12 protein-coding genes are annotated in these 19,340 nt (G+C 65.1%); 6 read left to right on the forward strand and 6 right to left on the reverse strand.

Annotated features, from left to right (window positions below; all coding sequences use genetic code 11):
* Positions 1-4 precede the first annotated feature (4 nt).
* The 6 genes from SJI00_RS15690 to putA all read right to left on the reverse strand — a co-directional run bounded on the left by SJI00_RS15690 (position 5) and on the right by putA (position 11,109).
* Positions 5-1,186, reverse strand: coding sequence for a BaiN/RdsA family NAD(P)/FAD-dependent oxidoreductase (locus SJI00_RS15690; RefSeq protein WP_322462613.1), 1,182 nt, complete (start codon positions 1,184-1,186; stop codon positions 5-7).
* Positions 1,187-1,231: 45 nt separating this feature from the next.
* Complete coding sequence (gene dbpA, locus SJI00_RS15695; RefSeq protein ID WP_322462648.1) at positions 1,232-2,569, reverse strand: ATP-dependent RNA helicase DbpA; 1,338 nt, start codon at positions 2,567-2,569, stop codon at positions 1,232-1,234.
* Between the two features lie 113 nt (positions 2,570-2,682).
* A complete protein-coding gene (mdtD, locus tag SJI00_RS15700; protein WP_322462614.1) occupies positions 2,683-4,110 on the reverse strand; it encodes a multidrug transporter subunit MdtD in 1,428 nt (475 codons plus the stop codon).
* Between the two features lie 123 nt (positions 4,111-4,233).
* Positions 4,234-5,562, reverse strand: a complete 1,329-nt coding sequence (locus SJI00_RS15705) for a TldD/PmbA family protein (protein WP_322462615.1) — start codon at positions 5,560-5,562, stop codon at positions 4,234-4,236.
* Positions 5,562-7,004 carry a TldD/PmbA family protein gene (locus tag SJI00_RS15710; protein WP_322462616.1) on the reverse strand — a complete coding sequence of 481 codons (1,443 nt, stop codon included), beginning with the start codon at positions 7,002-7,004 and terminating at the stop codon, positions 5,562-5,564. Before SJI00_RS15710 ends, SJI00_RS15705 begins: the two co-directional genes overlap by 1 nt.
* Positions 7,005-7,155: 151 nt before the next feature.
* Entirely contained in the window at positions 7,156-11,109 is a 3,954-nt protein-coding gene (putA, locus tag SJI00_RS15715) for a trifunctional transcriptional regulator/proline dehydrogenase/L-glutamate gamma-semialdehyde dehydrogenase (protein WP_322462617.1), read from the reverse strand.
* Between the two features lie 358 nt (positions 11,110-11,467).
* On the opposite strand from putA, the gene putP reads away from it, so the two are divergent.
* From putP to SJI00_RS15745, 6 genes are all read left to right on the forward strand, one after another.
* Positions 11,468-12,946 (forward strand): sodium/proline symporter PutP, encoded by a 1,479-nt coding sequence (gene putP, locus SJI00_RS15720; RefSeq protein ID WP_322462618.1) that lies wholly within the window; start codon positions 11,468-11,470, stop codon positions 12,944-12,946.
* 196 nt (positions 12,947-13,142) lie between these two features.
* Positions 13,143-13,979 carry a 23S rRNA (adenine(2030)-N(6))-methyltransferase RlmJ gene (locus SJI00_RS15725; protein WP_322462619.1) on the forward strand — a complete coding sequence of 279 codons (837 nt, stop codon included), beginning with the start codon at positions 13,143-13,145 and terminating at the stop codon, positions 13,977-13,979.
* 159 nt (positions 13,980-14,138) lie between these two features.
* Positions 14,139-15,896, forward strand: a complete 1,758-nt coding sequence (locus SJI00_RS15730; protein WP_322462620.1) for a carbamoyltransferase family protein — start codon at positions 14,139-14,141, stop codon at positions 15,894-15,896.
* Positions 15,880-17,010 carry a glycosyltransferase gene (locus SJI00_RS15735; protein WP_322462621.1) on the forward strand — a complete coding sequence of 377 codons (1,131 nt, stop codon included), beginning with the start codon at positions 15,880-15,882 and terminating at the stop codon, positions 17,008-17,010. Before SJI00_RS15730 ends, SJI00_RS15735 begins: the two co-directional genes overlap by 17 nt.
* Positions 17,010-17,906: a GNAT family N-acetyltransferase gene (locus SJI00_RS15740; RefSeq protein WP_322462622.1), complete on the forward strand. Its 897-nt coding sequence runs from the start codon at positions 17,010-17,012 to the stop codon at positions 17,904-17,906. The genes SJI00_RS15735 and SJI00_RS15740 overlap by 1 nt, the downstream gene beginning before the upstream one ends.
* Positions 17,903-19,336, forward strand: a complete 1,434-nt coding sequence (locus SJI00_RS15745) for a PIG-L deacetylase family protein (protein WP_322462623.1) — start codon at positions 17,903-17,905, stop codon at positions 19,334-19,336. Before SJI00_RS15740 ends, SJI00_RS15745 begins: the two co-directional genes overlap by 4 nt.
* The last annotated feature ends 4 nt before the right edge of the window (positions 19,337-19,340 follow it).

Below are 19,340 nucleotides of genomic sequence, written 5' to 3' on the forward strand. Positions count from 1 at the left end.
GCATCTAAACGAACTGCGCCGCTGCGTTAGCCGAGGCCCAGGCCCATTGGAAGTTGAAGCCGCCCAGGTGGCCGCTGACGTCCAGCACTTCGCCGATGAAATACAACCCAGGGGCCTTCAAGGATTCCATGGTCTTGGACGACACCTCGCGGGTGTCCACGCCGCCCAAGGTCACCTCGGCCGTGCGATACCCCTCGGTGCCTGCCGGAATCACCTGCCAGGCGCTCAGTCGCTCGGCGATCTGCACCAGCTCCGCCGGGGTGTACTGCTTCAGCGGGCGCGACTCGAACCACTGCTCGGCCAGCAAGGTCGCCAGCTTGCGGGTGAAAACCTCGGCCAGCACGGTTTTCAACTCGCTGTTGCCGCGCTCGCGTTGCAGGGCCTGCAGCCACTCCAGCGCATCACGGTCGGGCAGCAGGTTGATTTCTACCGTATCTCCGGCCTCCCAGAACGACGACACCTGCAGAATCGCCGGGCCGCTCAGGCCGCGGTGGGTGAACAGCAGGTTCTCGCGAAAGTGCACGTCATTGCAGCTGGCGATGCAATCCAGCGAGGTGCCCGACAGCTCCGTGCACAGTGCCTTGAGTTGGGGCTCGGTGATGGTGAATGGCACCAGTCCGGCGCGGGTTGGCAGCAGGCTGTGGCCGAACTGGCGTGCCACCTGGAAACCGAAACCCGTGGCGCCGAGGGTGGGGATCGACAGGCCACCGGTAGCGATCACCAGTGACTGGCAGGCCATTGGCCCGGCACTGGTCTGCAGGGCGTAGCCGCTCTGGGTCTTGTCGATCCGAGTGATTTCAGTGTGCATGCGCAACTCGGCACCCGCCTCGGCACACTCGCTGAGCAGCATGTCGAGAATGTCGCTGGCCTTGTTGTCGCAGAACAGCTGGCCGAGCTTCTTCTCGTGATACGGCACGCCGTGCTTGCTGACCAGGGCGATGAAATCCCACTGGGTATAGCGGGCCAGTGCCGATTTGCAGAAGTGCGGGTTGTGCGAGAGGAAATTGCCAGGCTCGGTGTACAGGTTGGTGAAGTTGCAGCGCCCGCCACCGGACATGAGGATCTTCTTGCCCGGTTTGTTGGCGTGGTCGAGCAGCAGCACCCGGCGCCCGCGACGGGCGGCAAGTTGGGCGCACATGAGGCCGGCAGCGCCGGCGCCGAGGATGATCACGTCGGTGGTGGTCAAAAGTAGAACCTTCAAACGGTGGATGCGGGTGATAGGGTGCGTGGCTTACAGAATCCGCACCTTCAACACACGGCCCTTGATCTTGCCGCTGTTCAACCGCTGCATGGCCGCCTTGGCCACGGCGCGCTCGACGGCCACGAAGGCCTGGAAGTCGAAGATGGCGATCTTGCCAACCTGCGTGCCGGGAATTCCGGCGTCACCGGTCAGTGCCCCGAGGATATCGCCCGGGCGCAATTTATCTTTGCGTCCGGCCGCGATGCACAAGGTGCTCATCACCGGCAGCAAGGGTTCGCCCCCCTTTTGCTTGAGGCTGTCGAGCTGTTCCCAGCGCAGCGGATGGCCCTGCAGCACTTCGATGGCCTGGGCGCGATGGCCCTCGGCAGGCGCCACCAGGCTGATCGCCAGGCCCTTCTCGCCAGCCCGACCGGTACGGCCTACGCGGTGGACGTGGATCTCGGCATCGCGCGCCAGCTCGGCGTTGATGACCATGTCCAGGCCATCGATGTCCAGGCCGCGCGCGGCCACATCTGTGGCCACCAGCACCGAAATGCTGCGGTTGGCGAACATCGCCAGCACCTGGTCGCGGTCACGTTGCTCCAGGTCGCCATGCAGCGCCTGGGCCACGATGCCCTTGGCGTTGAGGTGCGCGACCACCTCTTCGCATTGCTGTTTGGTGAAGCAGAACGCCACGCACGACTGCGGGCGGTAGTGACCCAGCACACGGGTCACGGCCTCCAGGCGCTGCTCTGCGTCGATCTCGATGAAGCGTTGTTCGATCTGGCTGTCGCTGTGCTGGCTCTCGACCTTGACCTGCTGCGGCTTGCGCATGAAGTTCGCGGCCAGTTGCTCGATCCCGGCCGGGTAGGTGGCTGAGAACAGCAGGGTCTGGCGGCGCGCAGGGGTCTTGCCGAGGATGCTGGCGATGGCGTCGAAGAAGCCCATGTCGAGCATGCGGTCGGCTTCATCGAGCACCAGGGTGTTGAGGCCATCGAGCACCAGGGTGCCTTTGTCCAGGTGCTGCTGGATGCGCCCAGGCGTGCCGACGATGATGTGCGCGCCGTGCTCCAGCGAGGCGATCTGCGGGCCGAGCGAAACGCCGCCGCAGAGCGTGAGGATCTTGATGTTGTCCTCGGCGCGGGCCAGCCGGCGCAGCTCTTTGGCCACCTGATCGGCCAGCTCGCGAGTCGGGCACAGCACCAGGGCCTGGCAGCCGAAAAAGCGCGGGTTGATCGGGTTGAGCAAGCCGATGCCGAATGCGGCGGTCTTGCCGCTGCCGGTCTTGGCCTGGGCGATCAGGTCCAGGCCGCGCAGGATGACTGGCAGGCTTTGTGCCTGGATCGGGGTCATCGCGCTGTAGCCCAGGGCGTCGAGGTTGGCCAGCATGGCGGAGGACAGCGGCAGAGTGGCGAAAGCGGTGGAGTCGGTGGTCACGGGGCAGGCCTGTGGTGATGGCGCGTAAAAATGCCGCACAGTCTACCAGCCCCGTGACGTAGCGCCTAAGACTCCAGGTCCTGTTCCGGACGCCGAGCACGCCGTCCGTCCGTGGGCGCCAGCTGCAGGAAGATCGCCGCCGCCAGCATGGCCATCACACCGATGGTCACGAAGGTCAGCTGGAACGCCTCTAGCGTGGTTTCCACCGCATCACCGCTGCCCGCTGCGGTGAAACCGCCGAGCAAGGCCCCTGCGCAGGCCACCCCAAGGCTCAGCGACAGCTGCGCCACCACCGACAGCAGGCTGTTGCCGCCGCTGGCATTGTCATCGTCCAGATCGATCAGCGTGACGGTGTTCATGGCGGTGAACTGCAGCGAATTGATCGCCCCGAGCACGCCCAGGTGGGCCAGCAGCAGCGGGTAGGGCGTCTGCGCATCCACCAGCGCCAGGCTGGCCAGGCCAATCCCCAACAGCAGGGTATTGCCGGTCAGCACAACCCGATAGCCCAGGCGCTCGATCAGCGGCCGCGCCACCCATTTGGCCAGCATCGCCGCGGCCGCCAGGGGAATCATGCTCATGCCCGCCTGCATCGGCGAGTAGCCCAGCGCCACTTGCAGTAGCAGCGGCACGAGGAAGGGCAAGGCACCGCTGCCCAGGCGGGCGAACAGGTTGCCGAGAATGCCGATGGCGAAGGTCCGTACGCGGAACAGATTGGGCGAGAACAGCGGTTCCGGGTCGCGGCCCGCGCGCAGCCAGTAGGCGGCCAGGCACGCCATACCGGCGAACAGCAGCAGCATCACGCGCAAGTGCGGCAGGTGCAGCTCGCCCAGCCCTTCCATGGCGATGGTGATCAGCACCATCGCCGCGCCGAACAGCAGAAAGCCCGGCCCGTCGAAGGAGGTGCGCTCGGCACCGCGCAGGTCAGGGATGTACTTCCACACCGCCCAGCAGCCCAGCGCACCCACGGGAAGATTGAGCAGGAAGATCCAGTGCCAGCTGAGCACCTCCACCAGCCAGCCGCCCAGGGTCGGGCCCAGTAGCGGCCCGAGCAGCGCGGGGATGGTGATGAAACTCATGATGCGCACCAGTTCCGAGCGCGGATAGGCGCGCAGCACCACCAGCCGCCCGACCGGCAGCATCAACGCGCCGCCCAGGCCCTGCACGATCCGCGCGCCGACCAGAAAGCCCAGGCTGTTGGCGACTGCGCACAGCAGCGAGCCGAAGCTGAACAGCACAATGGCGCTGAAGAACACATGCTTGGTGCCGAAGCGGTCGGCGATCCAGCCGGACGCCGGGATCAATAGCGCCACGGTGAGCATGTAGGCGATGATCACGCCCTGCATGCGCAGGGGGTCTTCGGACAGCGAGCGGGCCATGTCGGGCAGGGCGGTGTTGAGGATGGTGCCGTCCAGGGCCTGCATGAAGAAGGCAATGGCCACCACCCAAGGGATCAGGCGTGCGGTGGCGGCATCGAGTGGAGCGCGTTCGGGCATGGAGAACCTCACTGTTCTGAAGGGCCTGGACTGGCCGCACCCGGGTCTTGCGAGGGTGGCGGCAACCGCGCAGGCCCTGGCGCTTGTCCGTCGTGCAGCACGCCGCGTGGCCGCGGCCGTGCCTCACAAGGTCAGGGTCAACGCTTTGACCAGCGCACCGGGCAGATGATTCGACCCGGTGCTGCGTTCGCTGTAAGTGCTGGTCGAGAGGATCATTTCGCGTTCCTCGGTCAATGCCTCCAGCTGGCTGCCGAGCAGGCTGTACAGCGTGTCGTCAAAGCGCATGGTGCGCACCGGTCCCTGGATCTGGCCGTTTTCCACCCAGAAAGTGGCGAAACGGGTCAGGCCGGTCATGCGCGCTGCGGGCAGGTCGGAGTAATTCAGGTACCAGAGGTTGCTGATGTACAGACCGGTGCCCAGGCGTTCCAGCACCGCTGCACTGGGCAGGTCACCGGGCGCCAGGCTCAGCGCGCAGGGCGCCTCATGGCTGTCGGCACCATTGGCTTGCAACCCGAACTCGACCGCACTGCGGGCACTGACCAGGCGGGCCTGGGCCGTGCCTTGGTGAATCAGGCGTACATCCTGGCGCGGCGAGCCCTCATTGGAGAAGGCCGGGCTCAAGGAGCCACTGACCTGCTCGCTGAAGCTCACCTGAGGGCTGAGCTGCGCATCCCCGCTATACAGACGCTGCAGAGCGCTGGCGCCGGTCGCCAGCCCTTGTGCGGAGAAACCGCCCCAGGCAAGCATGCCGGCGATTTCGTCCATCGCTGCTGGCGCCAGGTAGGCGCGGTATTGGCCGGGCTTCAAGGTCACGGCAGGGCGACCGAGGACATCCAGCTGTTCACGCGCCAGACGCAGACGCGCGGCGAACAGCTCGGCGTTCCAGTCCTGACCCGCGTAGTTGGCCTTGACGGCCTCGCCATTGGCATGGAACAGGCTCCAATCCATGTTGAAACTGTTCGCCTGGTGCCAGCCGAAGGCGCCGAACGAGGTGGCGAAGCCGCGGCAGATCGGTCCGGCAGCGTAGATGCCGACGAGGTCCAGGTCACCGGCTTCACGCTCGATCAGCGCCAGCACCTGGTCCAGTGCGGGCAGTGGGGCGCTCAGCAGGCTGTGGCTGTGCCAGGCGTTGGCATCCAGGCTCAGGTACGGGTCGACGGGCAGCAGCGGCAAGGTTTGCCGCAGTTGCCTCAGCCCGGCCATGAGCCGCTGGCGATCCACGGCATCGTCGTCGCTCAGGGTGATGTGCTGCTCGGCCTGGCGGCCTGCGCTGACCAGGCGCAGTTGCACGCTGGCCTGGCTGACCTCCCCGGCCTGGCGCACCTTGGCGTGGTTGAGGCGCACGAACTGCGAATGCTCGGCGTTGTAGCTCAGGGTGAACTGCTCGTCGGCGGTCACGGCTGCGCGCAGTGCGCCGAGCAAGGCCTGAAAACGATCCTGGTACGCGCTCATCAGGCGTCTCCTCCGAACACATCGATCTGACTGAACACGCAGGCCGGTGACGCATGGCCGACGCGAATCACTTGGTTGGGCTCGCCCTTGCCGCAGTTGGGTGTGCCCAGCACCTGGAACGTGCTGCGATCACCGACGGCGCTCAGGTTGCGCCAGAATTCGGCGGAAATGCCGCGGTAATTCGGGTTCTTCACCACGCCTTTGAGTTGGCCGTGCTCGATGAGCTGGCCCCATTCGCAGCCGAACTGGAACTTGTTGCGTGCATCGTCGATGGACCAGGAGCGGTTGGTACGCATCAGGATGCCGTGCTCGATGCCGCCGATCAGTTGCTCCAGCGGCTGATCACCGGCTTCGATGTTGAGGTTGGCCATGCGGTCGATCGGCGCACGGTTCCAGCCGCACGCCCGGCTGTTGGCGACACCTTCCAGGCCGCTGCGCCATTGCGACAGGGCACCGCCGAGCGGGCGCAGCAAGGCGCCATCGCGAATCAGGAACTGCTTGCTCGCGGCGCTGCCGTCGTCATCGAAGCTGTAGCTGGCCAGCTCCTCGGGCAAGGTCGGGTCGAACGTCACGTTGAGCAGCGGTGAGCCGTACTGCAAATGGCCGAAGTCGCTGGCCTTGACGAAGCTGGTGCCGGCGTAATTGCGCTCATCGCCGAGGATGCGGTCCATCTCCAGCGGGTGGCCGATGGATTCGTGTATCTGCAGCATCATCTGGTCGGGCATCAGCAGCAGGTCGCGCCGGCCGCTTGGGGTGTTGGGCGCCAGCAGCAGTTGCAGCGCTTCGTCTGCCACGCGCGGCGCAGCGCCCACCAGGGCGCAGCGCTCGATCACGTCGAAGCCGCCTTGCTGGCCAAAGTTGTCGCGGCCCAGGGTACGGCTCTGGCTGTCCTGGCCATCACTGGCGGTGACGCCCAAGCCCGGGAACATGAAGCGCTGGGCATGGCGCAGCTCGGCGCCGGCCGAGTTCAGGTAGGTCTGTTCGACCACGGTGATGCCCAGGTTCAGTTGCCAGTCCACCAGGCGCGCGTCGTTGGGTACGCTGGCTGACTCACGGGCCAGCAGGGCCAGGCAGTCGGCGAGGTCGGGCAGGGTCTGCTCGAAGTTCGGCGAGACATGGTCGTGGCGCCCGCTGGGCACCGGTTGCTCGCTGAGGTCCAGCAGGCTGTGCGCCTTGATCTGCCGCGCCAGCGCCTCGGCCCGTTCCAGCGCACGCTGCAAGCCGCTTTGCGACAGGTCTGCCGTGGCCGCGTAGGCCTCCACGCCAGCCAACCGCACCGTGAGCATGGCGCCTTCGTCCTGGCTGAAGTACGGCGGTTCGGCCACATTACGGCGCACAGCAAGGGACTGGTGCGATTGTTTCACATGGCGCAGGGAAAACAGCTCCGCGCTGCTGCGCAATGCAGCGAAGCGCTGGCGCAGCAAGGTGCTGGCGTCGAACATGAGCGAGGCTCCGTTAGGCGGGGTATAGAGAGCGATAGAGTATCAGGGTCAAGGGTCAGGGAATGTGCAGGCGGGGGCGGCGTTGACGTGCCGTTTGTGCCACACAAAAAAAAGGAGCGCCGAAGCGCTCCTTTGTCGTCATGGTCAGCCTTCAACCAATGGTCATCAGGCTCGCATTACCGCCCGCGGCTGCGGTGTTGACGCTCACCGCGCGCTCGATCACCAAGCGCTCCAGGGCGATCTGGGTTTCGCCAGACGACAGTCCATGAACCCCGATGATCGCTCCGCCGCGCTTGGCTACCTGCTCGCAGACGCCGCGCAGCTGGTCGCAATCACCGTGGTGCAGCACAGCGTCGAAGGCCACTTCATCCTTCTGCCAGTCGGCCACCAGAGCGACCTTGGCCTGCACGTCTTTGGGCAGGCGCGCGCGCAAGGCCTTGCCCGGTTCGCCGTCCAGCCACAGCGCTGAACTGCCCACGGCCAGCACCGCCGCCAGTTGGCTGAGCAGGTCCTGTTCGTGGTCGGCCAGGCACAACACGTGCTCGCGCGGCAGAATGGTGTAGCTGTTGCGCTCACCCGTCGGGCCGGGCAGCAAGCGGGTCACGCCACTTTGCGACTGCTCGGCGAACTGCTCGCAGAGGCTGGCGAGTTCGCCGTGCTGGTTGCTGCTGGCCCACGCCTTTAAGGCCTGCAGCGGCTTGAGCTGCTGCTGACGCAAGGTGTCGTCGACCTGGCCTGCGACATCGCTGCGCTCGAAGTGGCGAGCGATGGCGTCGCTTGGGCGGGTCGACAGCAGGCGATACAGGTACAGCGGGCCGCCGGCTTTCGGGCCAGTGCCCGAGAGGCCTTCGCCACCGAAGGGTTGTACCCCGACCACAGCGCCGACGATGTTGCGGTTGACGTACAGGTTGCCGGCGTTGACGTTGTCCACCACCTGGGCGATGGTCTCGTCGATGCGGGTGTGCACGCCGAGGGTCAGGCCATAGCCCGAGGCGTTGATCTGCTCGATCAGCGCACCGAGGTTGCGCCGGTTGTAGCGCACCACGTGCAGCACCGGGCCGAAGATCTCCCGCTGCAGCTCGTCGAGGCTGTCCAGCTCGATCAGCGTTGGCATCACGAAGGTGCCGCGCTTGCACTCGGCGCCATCGGCGATGGCCACCTGGTACACCGAGCGGCCTTTTTCACGCATGCCCTGGACGTGTTTCTCGATGCCGGCCTTGGCCTCAGCGTCGATCACCGGGCCGATGTCCACCGACAAGCGCTCCGGGTTCCCCAGACGGCTCTGCGCCATGGCGCCCTTGAGCATGTCGATCACCCGGTCTGCACAGTCTTCCTGCAGGCACAGCACGCGCAGGGCCGAGCAGCGTTGGCCGGCGCTGTCGAAGGCCGAAGACACCACGTCGATCACCACCTGCTCGGTCAGCGCCGAGGAGTCGACGATCATCGCGTTCTGCCCGCCGGTTTCGGCGATCAGCGGAATCGGCCGGCCTTGGGCATCCAGACGGCCGGCGACGTTGCGTTGCAGCAGGCGAGCGACTTCGGTGGAGCCTGTGAACATCACGCCCTTGACCCGCTCGTCACCGACCAAGCGCGCACCGACCGTCTCGCCGCGCCCTGGCAGCAGTTGCAGCACGCCTTCGGGAATGCCGGCTTCAAGTAAAAGGCGCACGGCCTGGGCGGCGATCAGTGGGGTTTGTTCGGCGGGCTTGGCCAGCACCGGGTTGCCGGCCGCCAGTGCGGCGGCCACCTGGCCGGAGAAGATCGCCAGCGGGAAGTTCCAGGGGCTGATGCACACCACCGGGCCCAGCGGGCGGCAGTCGGCGTTGCTCAGGTCGGTGCGCGCCTGCACGGCGTAATAGCGCAGGAAATCCACGGCCTCGCGCACTTCGGCGATCGCGTTGGCGAAGGTCTTGCCGGCTTCGCGCACCAGCAGGCCCATCAGCGGCTGGATCTCGGCCTCCATGGCGTCGGCCGCACGTTCCAGAATGGCAGCGCGCTCGGCGGGCGGGGTGGCCTGCCAGATCGGCGCTGCATTGATGGCGCACTGCACCGCGTTGTCGGCGTCGGCCACGGTGGCTTCCTGAACCTGGCCGACCACGTCACGGTGATCGGACGGGTTGAGCACGTTCACGGCTGCTTCATCGGCGGCCGCGCAGGCCAGCATGGGCGCGGCATGCCAGTCGTGGTGCGCGGTCGACAGCAGCGCGCAGGACAGCGACGCCAGGCGATGTTCGTTGGCCAGGTCGATACCGGCCGAGTTGGCGCGCTCGGTGCCATACAGGTCACGCGGTTGCGGGATGCGCGGGTGTGGCAGGCCGATGCTGCCTTCCTGAGCCGCCATGCGCTCGATGCTGGCAACCGGGTCGGCCACCAGTTCCTGAATCGAAATCGAATGGTCGGCGATGCGGTTGACGAACGAGGTGTTGGCGCCGTTTTCCAGCAAGCGACGCACCAGGTAGGCCAGCAGCGTTTCGTGGGTGCCGACCGGGGCATAGACCCGGCAGGGTCGGTTCAGCTTGCCTTCGGAAATCTTGCCGACCACTTGCTCATAGAGTGGCTCGCCCATGCCGTGCAGGCATTGGAATTCGTACTGGCCGGGGTAATAGTTCTGACCGGCGATCTGGTAAATGGCCGACAGCGTATGGGCGTTGTGGGTGGCGAACTGCGGATAGATGGCTTCCGGCACCGCCAGCAGCTTGCGGGCGCAGGCGACGAACGAAACGTCGGTGTACACCTTGCGGGTATAGACCGGGTAGCCCTCCAGGCCTTCGACCTGGGCGCGCTTGATCTCGCTGTCCCAGTAGGCGCCCTTGACCAGGCGGATCATCAGGCGATGGCGGCTGCGCTTGGCCAGGTCGATGACGTAGTCGATCACGTACGGGCAGCGCTTCTGATACGCCTGGATGACGAAACCGATGCCGTTCCAGCCGGCCAGCTGCGGCTCGAAGCACAGGCGCTCGAGCAGCTCCAGCGAGAGCTCCAGGCGGTCGGCTTCCTCGGCGTCGATGTTCAGGCCGATGTCGTACTGTTTGGCCAGCACGGTCAGGGCCAGCAGACGCGGGTACAGCTCGTCCATGACACGCTCGTACTGCGCGCGGCTGTAGCGCGGGTGCAGAGCCGAGAGCTTGATCGAGATGCCTGGGCCTTCATAGATGCCGCGGCCATTGGAGGCCTTGCCGATGGAGTGAATCGCCTGTTCGTAGGACGCCAGGTATTTCTGTGCGTCGTGTTCGGTCAAGGCGGCTTCGCCGAGCATGTCGTAGGAGTAGCGGAAACCCTTGGACTCGAAGCGGTTGGCGTTGGCCAGGGCTTCGGCGATGGTCTCGCCAGTGACGAACTGCTCGCCCATCAGGCGCATGGCCATGTCGACGCCCTTGCGGATCATCGGCTCGCCGCTCTTGCCGATGATGCGCGTGAGCGAGGAGGTGAGGCCGGATTCATTGTGGGTCGAGACCAGCTTGCCGGTCAGCAGCAGGCCCCAGGTGGCGGCGTTGACGAACAGCGACGGGCTGTTGCCCAGGTGTGGCTGCCAGTTGCCGGTGCTGATCTTGTCGCGGATCAGGGCGTCACGGGTGCCCTTGTCGGGGATGCGCAGCAGCGCCTCGGCCAGGCACATCAGTGCCACGCCTTCCTGGGACGACAGCGAGAATTCCTGCAGCAGGCCTTGCACCACACCGGCACGGCCACCGGCGCTCTTCTGGTTGCGCAGCTTCTCGGCGATGCCGGCGGCCATCTTGTGGGTGGCCTCTGCCTGAGTGCTGGTCAGGCGCGCCTGCTCCAGCAGCATGGGCACCATTTCCTGTTCCGGGCGGCGGTAGGCAGCGGTGATGGCCGAGCGCAGCACCGACTGCGGCAGAATGCTTTCTGCGAACTCCAGGAAGCATTGCAGGCTCTGTTCGGCAGGCAGTTCGCCGATGTCTTCGGCCAGTGCAGCAGCCTGGCCGTTGAGGTCTTGCAGGGTGGCGCCCCCCTCGAGCTTCTCCAGGTAGTTGAAGATGGCCTGCTTGATCAACCAGTGCGGCGTGCGGTCGATGGAGTGCGCAGCGGCCTTGAGTCGCTCACGGGTAGGGTCGTCGAGTTTGACCCCGAGGGTGGTGGTCGCCATTTCTTGTCCTCTTTATTGCCACGGCGTGGCTTGTGCAGGCGGCAAGATTAGCGCCAAGCAGCGCGAAGGTGCAACCGGGTGCAACCCGTTTTTTCAAGGGTCGGGAGTGCTGTTCGTCTGCCGCTGACAACTAATGTCTGAAAGCGGCATAAAAGCGTCGTTTTACGGTCTGGGCGCGCAAACGTGCACGAAAGTGGGGCGAAATACTCAGGGTTTTTTCAGAAAATTCCGAAGGTGCAACTGTCAAATGAAAAATGGTTGCACCTGATTTGAGTTGTCACCTAGGATGCGTCGCCAGGTGCAACCGTGTCATCACGGGTCGCTGTTTTCATAACAACAAACGCCAGGACACCACCACATGAGTAATCCAATCACGATCACCTTTGTGATCTACATCGCGGCGATGGTTCTCATCGGCTTCGCCGCCTATCGCGCTACCAACAACCTCTCCGACTACATTCTGGGCGGCCGCAGCCTCGGCAGCGTCGTCACCGCGCTGTCGGCCGGTGCTTCAGACATGAGCGGCTGGCTGCTGATGGGCCTGCCGGGCGCCATCTACATGTCGGGCTTGTCGGAAATCTGGATCGCCATCGGCCTGACCGTGGGTGCCTATCTGAACTGGCTGTTCGTTGCCGGGCGCTTGCGCGTACAGACCGAGCACAACGGCGATGCGCTGACCCTGCCGGACTACTTCGCCAGCCGTTTCGAAGACCGTAGCGGTCTGCTGCGGATCATCTCGGCCATTGTCATCCTGGTGTTCTTCACCATCTATTGCGCCTCGGGCATCGTCGCCGGTGCGCGGCTGTTCGAAAGCACCTTCGGCATGTCGTATGAAACGGCGCTGTGGGCCGGTGCGGCGGCGACGATTGCCTACACCTTCGTCGGTGGTTTCCTGGCAGTGAGCTGGACCGACACGGTGCAGGCCTCGCTGATGATCTTCGCGCTGATCCTCACGCCGATCATCGTGCTGCTCTCCACCGGCGGTATCGACACCACGTTCCTGGCCATCGAGGCGCAGAACCCTGCGAACTTCGACATGTTCAAGGGCGCGACCTTCATTGGCATCATTTCGCTGATGGGCTGGGGCCTGGGCTACTTCGGTCAGCCGCACATCCTGGCGCGCTTCATGGCTGCCGATTCGGTGAAGTCGATCGCCAAGGCGCGTCGCATCTCCATGACCTGGATGATCCTCTGCCTGGCCGGTACTTGCGCCGTCGGCTTCTTCGGCATCGCCTACTTCGCGGCCAACCCTGAGCTCGCCGGGCCGGTGAACGACAACCCTGAGCGGGTCTTCATCGAGCTGGCCAAGATCCTGTTCAATCCGTGGGTCGCCGGTGTGCTGCTGTCGGCCATCCTGGCTGCGGTGATGAGCACCTTGAGCTGCCAGTTGCTGGTGTGCTCCAGCGCGCTGACCGAAGACTTCTACAAGGCCTTCCTGCGCAAGAACGCTTCGCAGGGCGAGCTGGTCTGGGTCGGCCGCCTGATGGTGCTGGGCGTGGCGCTGATAGCCATCATGCTCGCGGCCAATCCGGAAAACCGCGTGCTGGGCCTGGTGGCCTACGCCTGGGCCGGCTTCGGTGCAGCGTTCGGTCCGGTGGTGCTGATCTCGGTAGTGTGGAAGGGCATGACCCGTAATGGCGCCCTGGCCGGTATCGTGGTCGGTGCACTGACCGTGATCCTGTGGAAACGCTACGACACCCTGGGCCTGTACGAAATCATTCCAGGCTTCCTGCTGGCCAGCATCGCCATCATCGTGGTGAGCAAGCTGGGCCGTCCGTCCAAAGACATGGTGTCGCGCTTCGAGGCGGCCGATAGGGCCTACCACATCGGTAAGTGACACCTCCCTCGGGGCGCGTACCGACGCCCCGTCTTGCCTGCGCTGGGCCGTGCCACGGCCCCAGCCGCAGCGTCTGTCTCAAGGATGCCTGCACAGCCGTTGTGCCTGATTCGCAGGGGCTTGGCGTTCGTCATCTCCCTGCCACCTGACTCCGCCTTTGCGACAAGGTAAACTTGCCGGCCGCGCAGGAGTTGCCATGAACTATCGTCACGCCTTTCACGCCGGCAACCATGCCGACGTCTTCAAACACATCGTGCTCACCCGCCTCATCGCCCTGATGTCGCGCAAGGAACAGCCATTCGCCTACCTCGACACCCACGCCGGCCTTGGTCTGTACGATCTGCAGGGTGACCAGGCAACGCGCACCGGTGAGTACCTCGAAGGGGTCGCCCGGCTGTGGGGGCGGGAGGATCTCCCCGAGGTGCTCGCTGACTACCTGCGCATCATCAAGCGCCTGAACCCTGAGGGTGAACTGCGCTACTACCCCGGCTCTCCCGAGCTTGCCCGGCGCCTGATGCGCCAGCAGGACCGCGCCCTGCTCAACGAGAAGCATCCCGAAGACGGGCAGCTGCTCAAGGACAACATGAAGAAGGACCCGCGTGTGGCAGTCCATCTCGGCGAGGGCTGGCACGTGCCGCGGGCGCTGCTGCCGGTGCAGGAAAAGCGCGCCATCATGCTCATCGACCCGCCGTTCGAGCAGGCCGACGAGCTCAAACGCTGTACCCTGGCCATGAAAGAGGCCATTGCCCGCATGCGTCAGACCGTGGTCGCCCTCTGGTACCCGATCAAGGACCAGCGCGCGTTGACCCGCTTCTACCAAGACCTCACCAGCACCGGCGCGCCCAAGCTGCTGCGGGTGGAGCTGTACGTGCACCACCAGGACAGCCCACAGGGCCTGAACGGCTCGGGCCTGGCCATCGCCAACCCGCCGTGGGGCCTGGAAGAGGAGCTGCGCAGCCTGCTGCCGTGGCTCGCCCAGGAGCTTCAGCAAACGGCGGGCAGTTTCCGCATGGACTGGCTGATCGCCGAATAAAGCCTGCCGCTGCCACGCCTTCGGGGGGTGGCGATGCGGCGGTACGTCCGTGCCGCTGGTAAGGCCAGCCCCCATTGTTTGCGTTATAATCCCGCGCTTTAGCCGCCGGTGGCCGTTGTCGTCGCCAGCGCACCTTTACCGATTGAAGAGGCGAGTCCCTTGGCATTGACGATTCTTGGCCTGTCCGGCGCCCTTAGCCATGACCCTTCCGCGGCCTTGTACATTGACGGCAAGCTGGTTGCCGCCGCCGAAGAAGAGCGCTTCGTGCGTGACAAGCATGCGAAGAACCGCATGCCCTACGAGTCGGCGAAGTTCTGCCTGGAGCAAGCCGGCATCAAGCCGTCCGACGTCGATGTGGTAGCGATTCCCTTCGCCCCCATCAGCCTGTTCGGCAAGGCTCGCTGGCACTACGCCAAGCGCTACTGGTACGCGCCAGACCGCGCACTCGATGCCATTCTCATGGGTAACCGCCGCTACAAGCGCTACCGCAACAAGATCGTCTGGTGCCTCGAGCAGCTGGGCTTCGATCCGAAGAAAATCAAGATCGAGCCGGTCGAGCACCACCTGGCGCACGCCTCCAGTGCCTACCACTGCTCGGGCTTCAAGGAAAAGACCGCCATCCTCGGCATCGACGGCAAGGGCGAGTACGCCACGACCTTCTTTGGCTACGGCGAGAACGGCAAGATCCACAAGATCAAAGAGTTCTTCGACCCGGATTCGCTGGGTGGCCTGTATGGCGCGATCACCGAGTTCCTCGGCTTTGAAATGCTCGACGGCGAGTTCAAGGTCATGGGCATGGCGCCGTATGGCGATGCCAGCAAGTACGATTTCTCGCGTTTGGCCAGCTTTGAAAATGGCGAGTTGGTCATCAATACCGAGTACGCCAACGTCATTGGCCTGCGCCGCTATAAAGAGAAGGGCAAAGGCTTCTACTTCTCGCCCAAGCTGATCGAGTGGCTGGGCCCCAAGCGCGAAGGCGACATCGCCGACGAGCCGTACATCCACTACGCCGCCAGCATGCAAGCGCTCTTCGAAAAGCTGGCGCTGCAGATGATCGACCATTACCTGGGCGACATCCTGCGTGAAACCGGCAAGCTGGCCTTTGCCGGCGGCTGTGCGCTGAACGTCAAGCTGAACCAGAAGATCATCGCTCGGCCAGACCTCAAGGAGCTGTTCGTTCAGCCCGCTTCGGGTGACGCCGGCACCGCCGTTGGCGCGGCGGCCTATGTCTCCCACGCCCGTGGCGTGCCGGTCGAGAAGATGGAGCACGTCTACCTCGGCCCAGCCTATTCCAACGAAGACGTCATCGCCGCCTGTGCCCGCCATCCGAGCGCGCCGACGTGGCGCAAGCTCGACGACATGCCGCAGCGCATCGCCAAGATCATGGTCGACGGCAACCCGGTGGCCTGGTTCCAGGGCCGTATGGAATTCGGTCCACGTGCCTTGGGCGGCCGCTCCATCGTCGGCTGCCCGAGCGTGCCGGATGTGGCCAACCGCATCAACGAACAGATCAAGTTCCGCGAGCGCTGGAGGCCTTTCTGCCCCTCGATGCTCGACACCGTCGCCCCGCAGATGATCAAGATCGATCACCCCGCACCCTTCATGACCTTCACCTTTGAAGTCGCCGAAGAGTGGAAGACCCGCGTGCCAGAAGTGGTCCATGAAGACGGCACCTCCCGCGCCCAGGTGCTCAAGCGCGAGTACAACCCGCGCTACTACGACATGATGAAGGCGCTGGAAACCCTGACCGGCAACGGCGTGTCGCTGAACACCTCGCTCAACCGTCGCGGCGAGCCGATGATCTGCTCGCCAACCGATGCGTTGAACATGTTCTACGGCTCTGATCTGCAGTACCTGATCATGGAAGACATTCTCGTGGTCAAGGACGGCGCCGCCGCGTATGACCAGCCGCTCTGAACGTCGCGTCCTGCAGTTCTGCCACGGCTATGACGGCCCGTTCCTGGACTGCGCGCGGCAGTACGCGAGCCTGTTCCAGGGGCGTGGCTATCAGGTCACCACGGTCTTTCTGACCGGCCGCGCTGACCCGGCGGTGGCCGCAGGCTGCGCCTCGGACGAGGTGTTGTTTCTCGAATTCAGCTCCAAGGCCGTGCGCGGCCTCAAGCTGGGTGCGATTGCGGCGCTGCGCAAGATCGCCGCACAGCGCCACTTTGCGTTCTGCATCGCCCACCGGTTCAAACCCCTCTATGTTGCGCTGCTGGCCACCGATTTACCGGTGATCGGCGTGCACCATGCGTTTGGTGACTATGAGCGCAAGGGCCGCCGGCTGTTTGCCAACCTGTTTTCCAAGCGCCTGAGCCTGCTGGGCGTATCGAACGCGGTGCGCGACGACATGCGCCGCTGCCTGCCCGGCTGGCCGGCCGAGCGTATCCAGACCTTGTACAACCGCATCGATGTGGCGGCCCTGCACGCTGCGCTGCTGCCGCGCCAGGCAGCCCGCGAGGCGCTGGGCCTGGATGCGCAGGCATGGATTGTCGGCAACGTGGGCCGGCTGCATCCCGACAAGGACCAGGCCACCCTGCTGCGTGGCTTCGCCCAGGCTCTGCCGCAGTTGCCGGCCGCTGCGCGGCTTGCGGTGCTGGGCGAAGGCCGCCTGGAGCAGCAGCTCAAGGCGCTGGCGGTCGAGTTGGGCATTCACGAGCGGGTCGATTTCCTCGGCCAGGTCGCTGACGCCCGGCGCTATTTCGCAGCATTCGACGCATTTGCGTTGAGTTCCGACCACGAACCCTTTGGCATGGTCTTGCTCGAAGCCATGGTGGCGGGTGTGCCGGTGCTGGCGACTGCCTGTGGCGGCGCGCTGGAGGTGGTCGAGGGCGTGGGCGAGCTGTTCCCGCTCGGCGACGCCGGCCAGCTGGCCGCGGTGCTGCAGCGCCTGGCCGTGATGGATCAGGCGCAACGTGATGCCTGCGCCAGCGCCATGCACCAGCGTTTGCAGCAACGCTTCTCGGACCACGCCGTGCGGGAAGCCTTCTGGCAGCTCCCGCAGGTCAAAGCGCTTGAGGCAGCCAACTGATGCTCAATTCCATTCAGGCCTGGCGCGAGCGCGGCTGGACGCCCATCGATGCCGACGCCTATGCGCAAGCCTGGCAGCGTTTCGGCGGCAGCGTCGCGACCTACCCACAGGTGGTTGCGCAACTGGCCGAGCTCGCAGAGATTCCGGTGCGTTACCTGGGCTGGTGCGAAAACGGTGAGTTGAAGGCGGCCATCCCCACCTGGGGGCGGTACTTGGCGCTGTCCAAGGACATGCTCAAGCGCCATGGCAAGAAAGGCCTGTTCGACCTGGGCAACGCTGAAATCATCTTGCCGGCCGATGCTCAGGCCGCCGCGCCATTGCGGCACAAGGCGCGCTACCTGTCGGAACTGAATCAAGGCCGTTTCAGTGGCCTCAAGCCGCAGGCCGAGCAGTTGGCGATGGCCCGCGCCCACGAAGACTTGTCGAAGAAGTTTCGCTATAACCAGCGCCGCGAACTGCGTCTGCTGGAAGAGGCGGGCGGTGAAGTGCGGGCCATTGCCGACTATGCGGCGAGTGACATCGCTGCGATCTACTGTGACCTGTTCCTGCGCCGCTGGGGGTTTGCTGCCACCGGTGCCGAGCGCATGGCCGAGGTGGTCGAGCGGTTGCGTGAGCTGCTGATCGGTTCGGTGTTGCTGCTGGAGGGCAAGCCGATTGCCATTCAGCTGGTGTATCGGGTCGAAGCGCCGCAGTGGGTCAGCGTCGAATACGTCAATGGCGGCGTCGACCCCGACACCAAGGCCTTCAGCCCCGGTAGCGTGCTGAGCTTTCTCAACACCCAGGCCGCCTGGGAAGACGCCAAGGCGCTCAACAAGCCGCTGCGCTTTTCTTTCGGTCGTGCCGACCGCGAGTACAAGGACCGCTGGTGCACGCCGGTCTCGGTGCTGCAGTCGTGAGTCGCAAGCAGGCATTGCTCAAGCGTCACCGGCGCAACAAGCGTATCGGGCTGCTCGTGGCGCTGGTGTCGCTGCTGGCGTTGGGCGTGCTGGGCCCTTGGTGGCTGCCGTGTGCGGTGCTGCCGCTGCTCTGGATTGCCCACGAAGCCTGGCTGGCCGATCACCTGTTCTACGACCCAGGTGACGACTACGTGTACGACTTCCCGCCAGCGGCCGAGGTGACAGGTATCAGCCTGGTCTCAGGGCGCTTGCAGGTACCGTCGCTGCCTGTGCAAGGCAACGAGACCCTGCTATTGCAAGTGCGCCTGCGCGCGAGCTGGCTGGGCCGTTTGTTCGACCCGGCGGTGCGCCTGCACGGGGGGGCGCAGGACGACCTGCAAGTGTTCGAGCGCGGTGTCCGTGGCGTGCGCTATCTCAATCTCAGCGACCGCGCCGAGGCCGTTGCCGCCAGTGAACTCCAGCTCAGTGGGCGCTTCTGCCGGCTGTTGGGCCAACCGCGGCTGTGGCTGTTCCGCCAGGCTGATGCCCGCCAGCAACGGGTGATGGTCATTGCGCCGCATGCCGATGATGCAGAGCTGGCCGCCTATGGGCTGTACAGCCAGGCCAGGGAGACCTGGATCGTCACCCTGACGGCCGGCGAAATCGAGGCGGAGCACTATCAGCGCATGGGCCTGACCAAGGCCGAGGCCGCTCGCCTCAAGGGTCGGCTTCGGGCCTGGGACAGCCTGGCGGTGCCGCGCTGGGCGGGTGTTCCAGAGGCCCAGTGCGTGCACCTTGGCTATTTCTGCTTGCAACTGCCAACCATGCGCCAGCGCCCGGACCAGCCGGTCGCCTCGCGCGAGGCCGAGCTTGCCGACACGCGCCTGTTCCGCCAGCTCAATACGCTGGCCCTGCCGGGCGATGATGGCGTACCGAGCTGGAACAACCTGCTGGCCGACCTGCGCGCGGTGTTGCGTGAGGCCCGCCCGCAGGTGATCGTACTGCCCCACCCGGTGCTCGACCCGCACCCTGATCACGTCTGCGCGCAGCAAGCCGTTCTGCAAGCTCTGCAAGGCTTGGAGTGGCAGCCCGAGACGCTGTTGGGCTATGCCAACCATCTGCACGACAACGATCGCTGGCCGATGGGTGGCAGTGGCGCTGGCGTCGCCTTGCCACCGGTGTTGCAGGCGCAGGCGATGGGCCAGCCCTACAGCCTGACCCTGCCCACTGCGCTGCAGCACGACAAAGCCATGGCCTTGGGCATGATGCACGACCTGCAACCACGCCTGCCGTTCAAGCGCCGCCTGCGTCGGCTGATCCAGCGCTACCTGGCCGGGCGCCGCGCATCGCCCTACGGCGAAAACGAATTCTTCCGTAAAGCGGTCCGTCGCCATGAGCTGTTCTGGATTCTCGAATCACCAGCGCATTCAGGCGATATCGACCCCGAGTAGCATC

Source organism: Pseudomonas gebzensis, assembly GCF_034427815.1.
Classification (GTDB): domain Bacteria; phylum Pseudomonadota; class Gammaproteobacteria; order Pseudomonadales; family Pseudomonadaceae; genus Aquipseudomonas.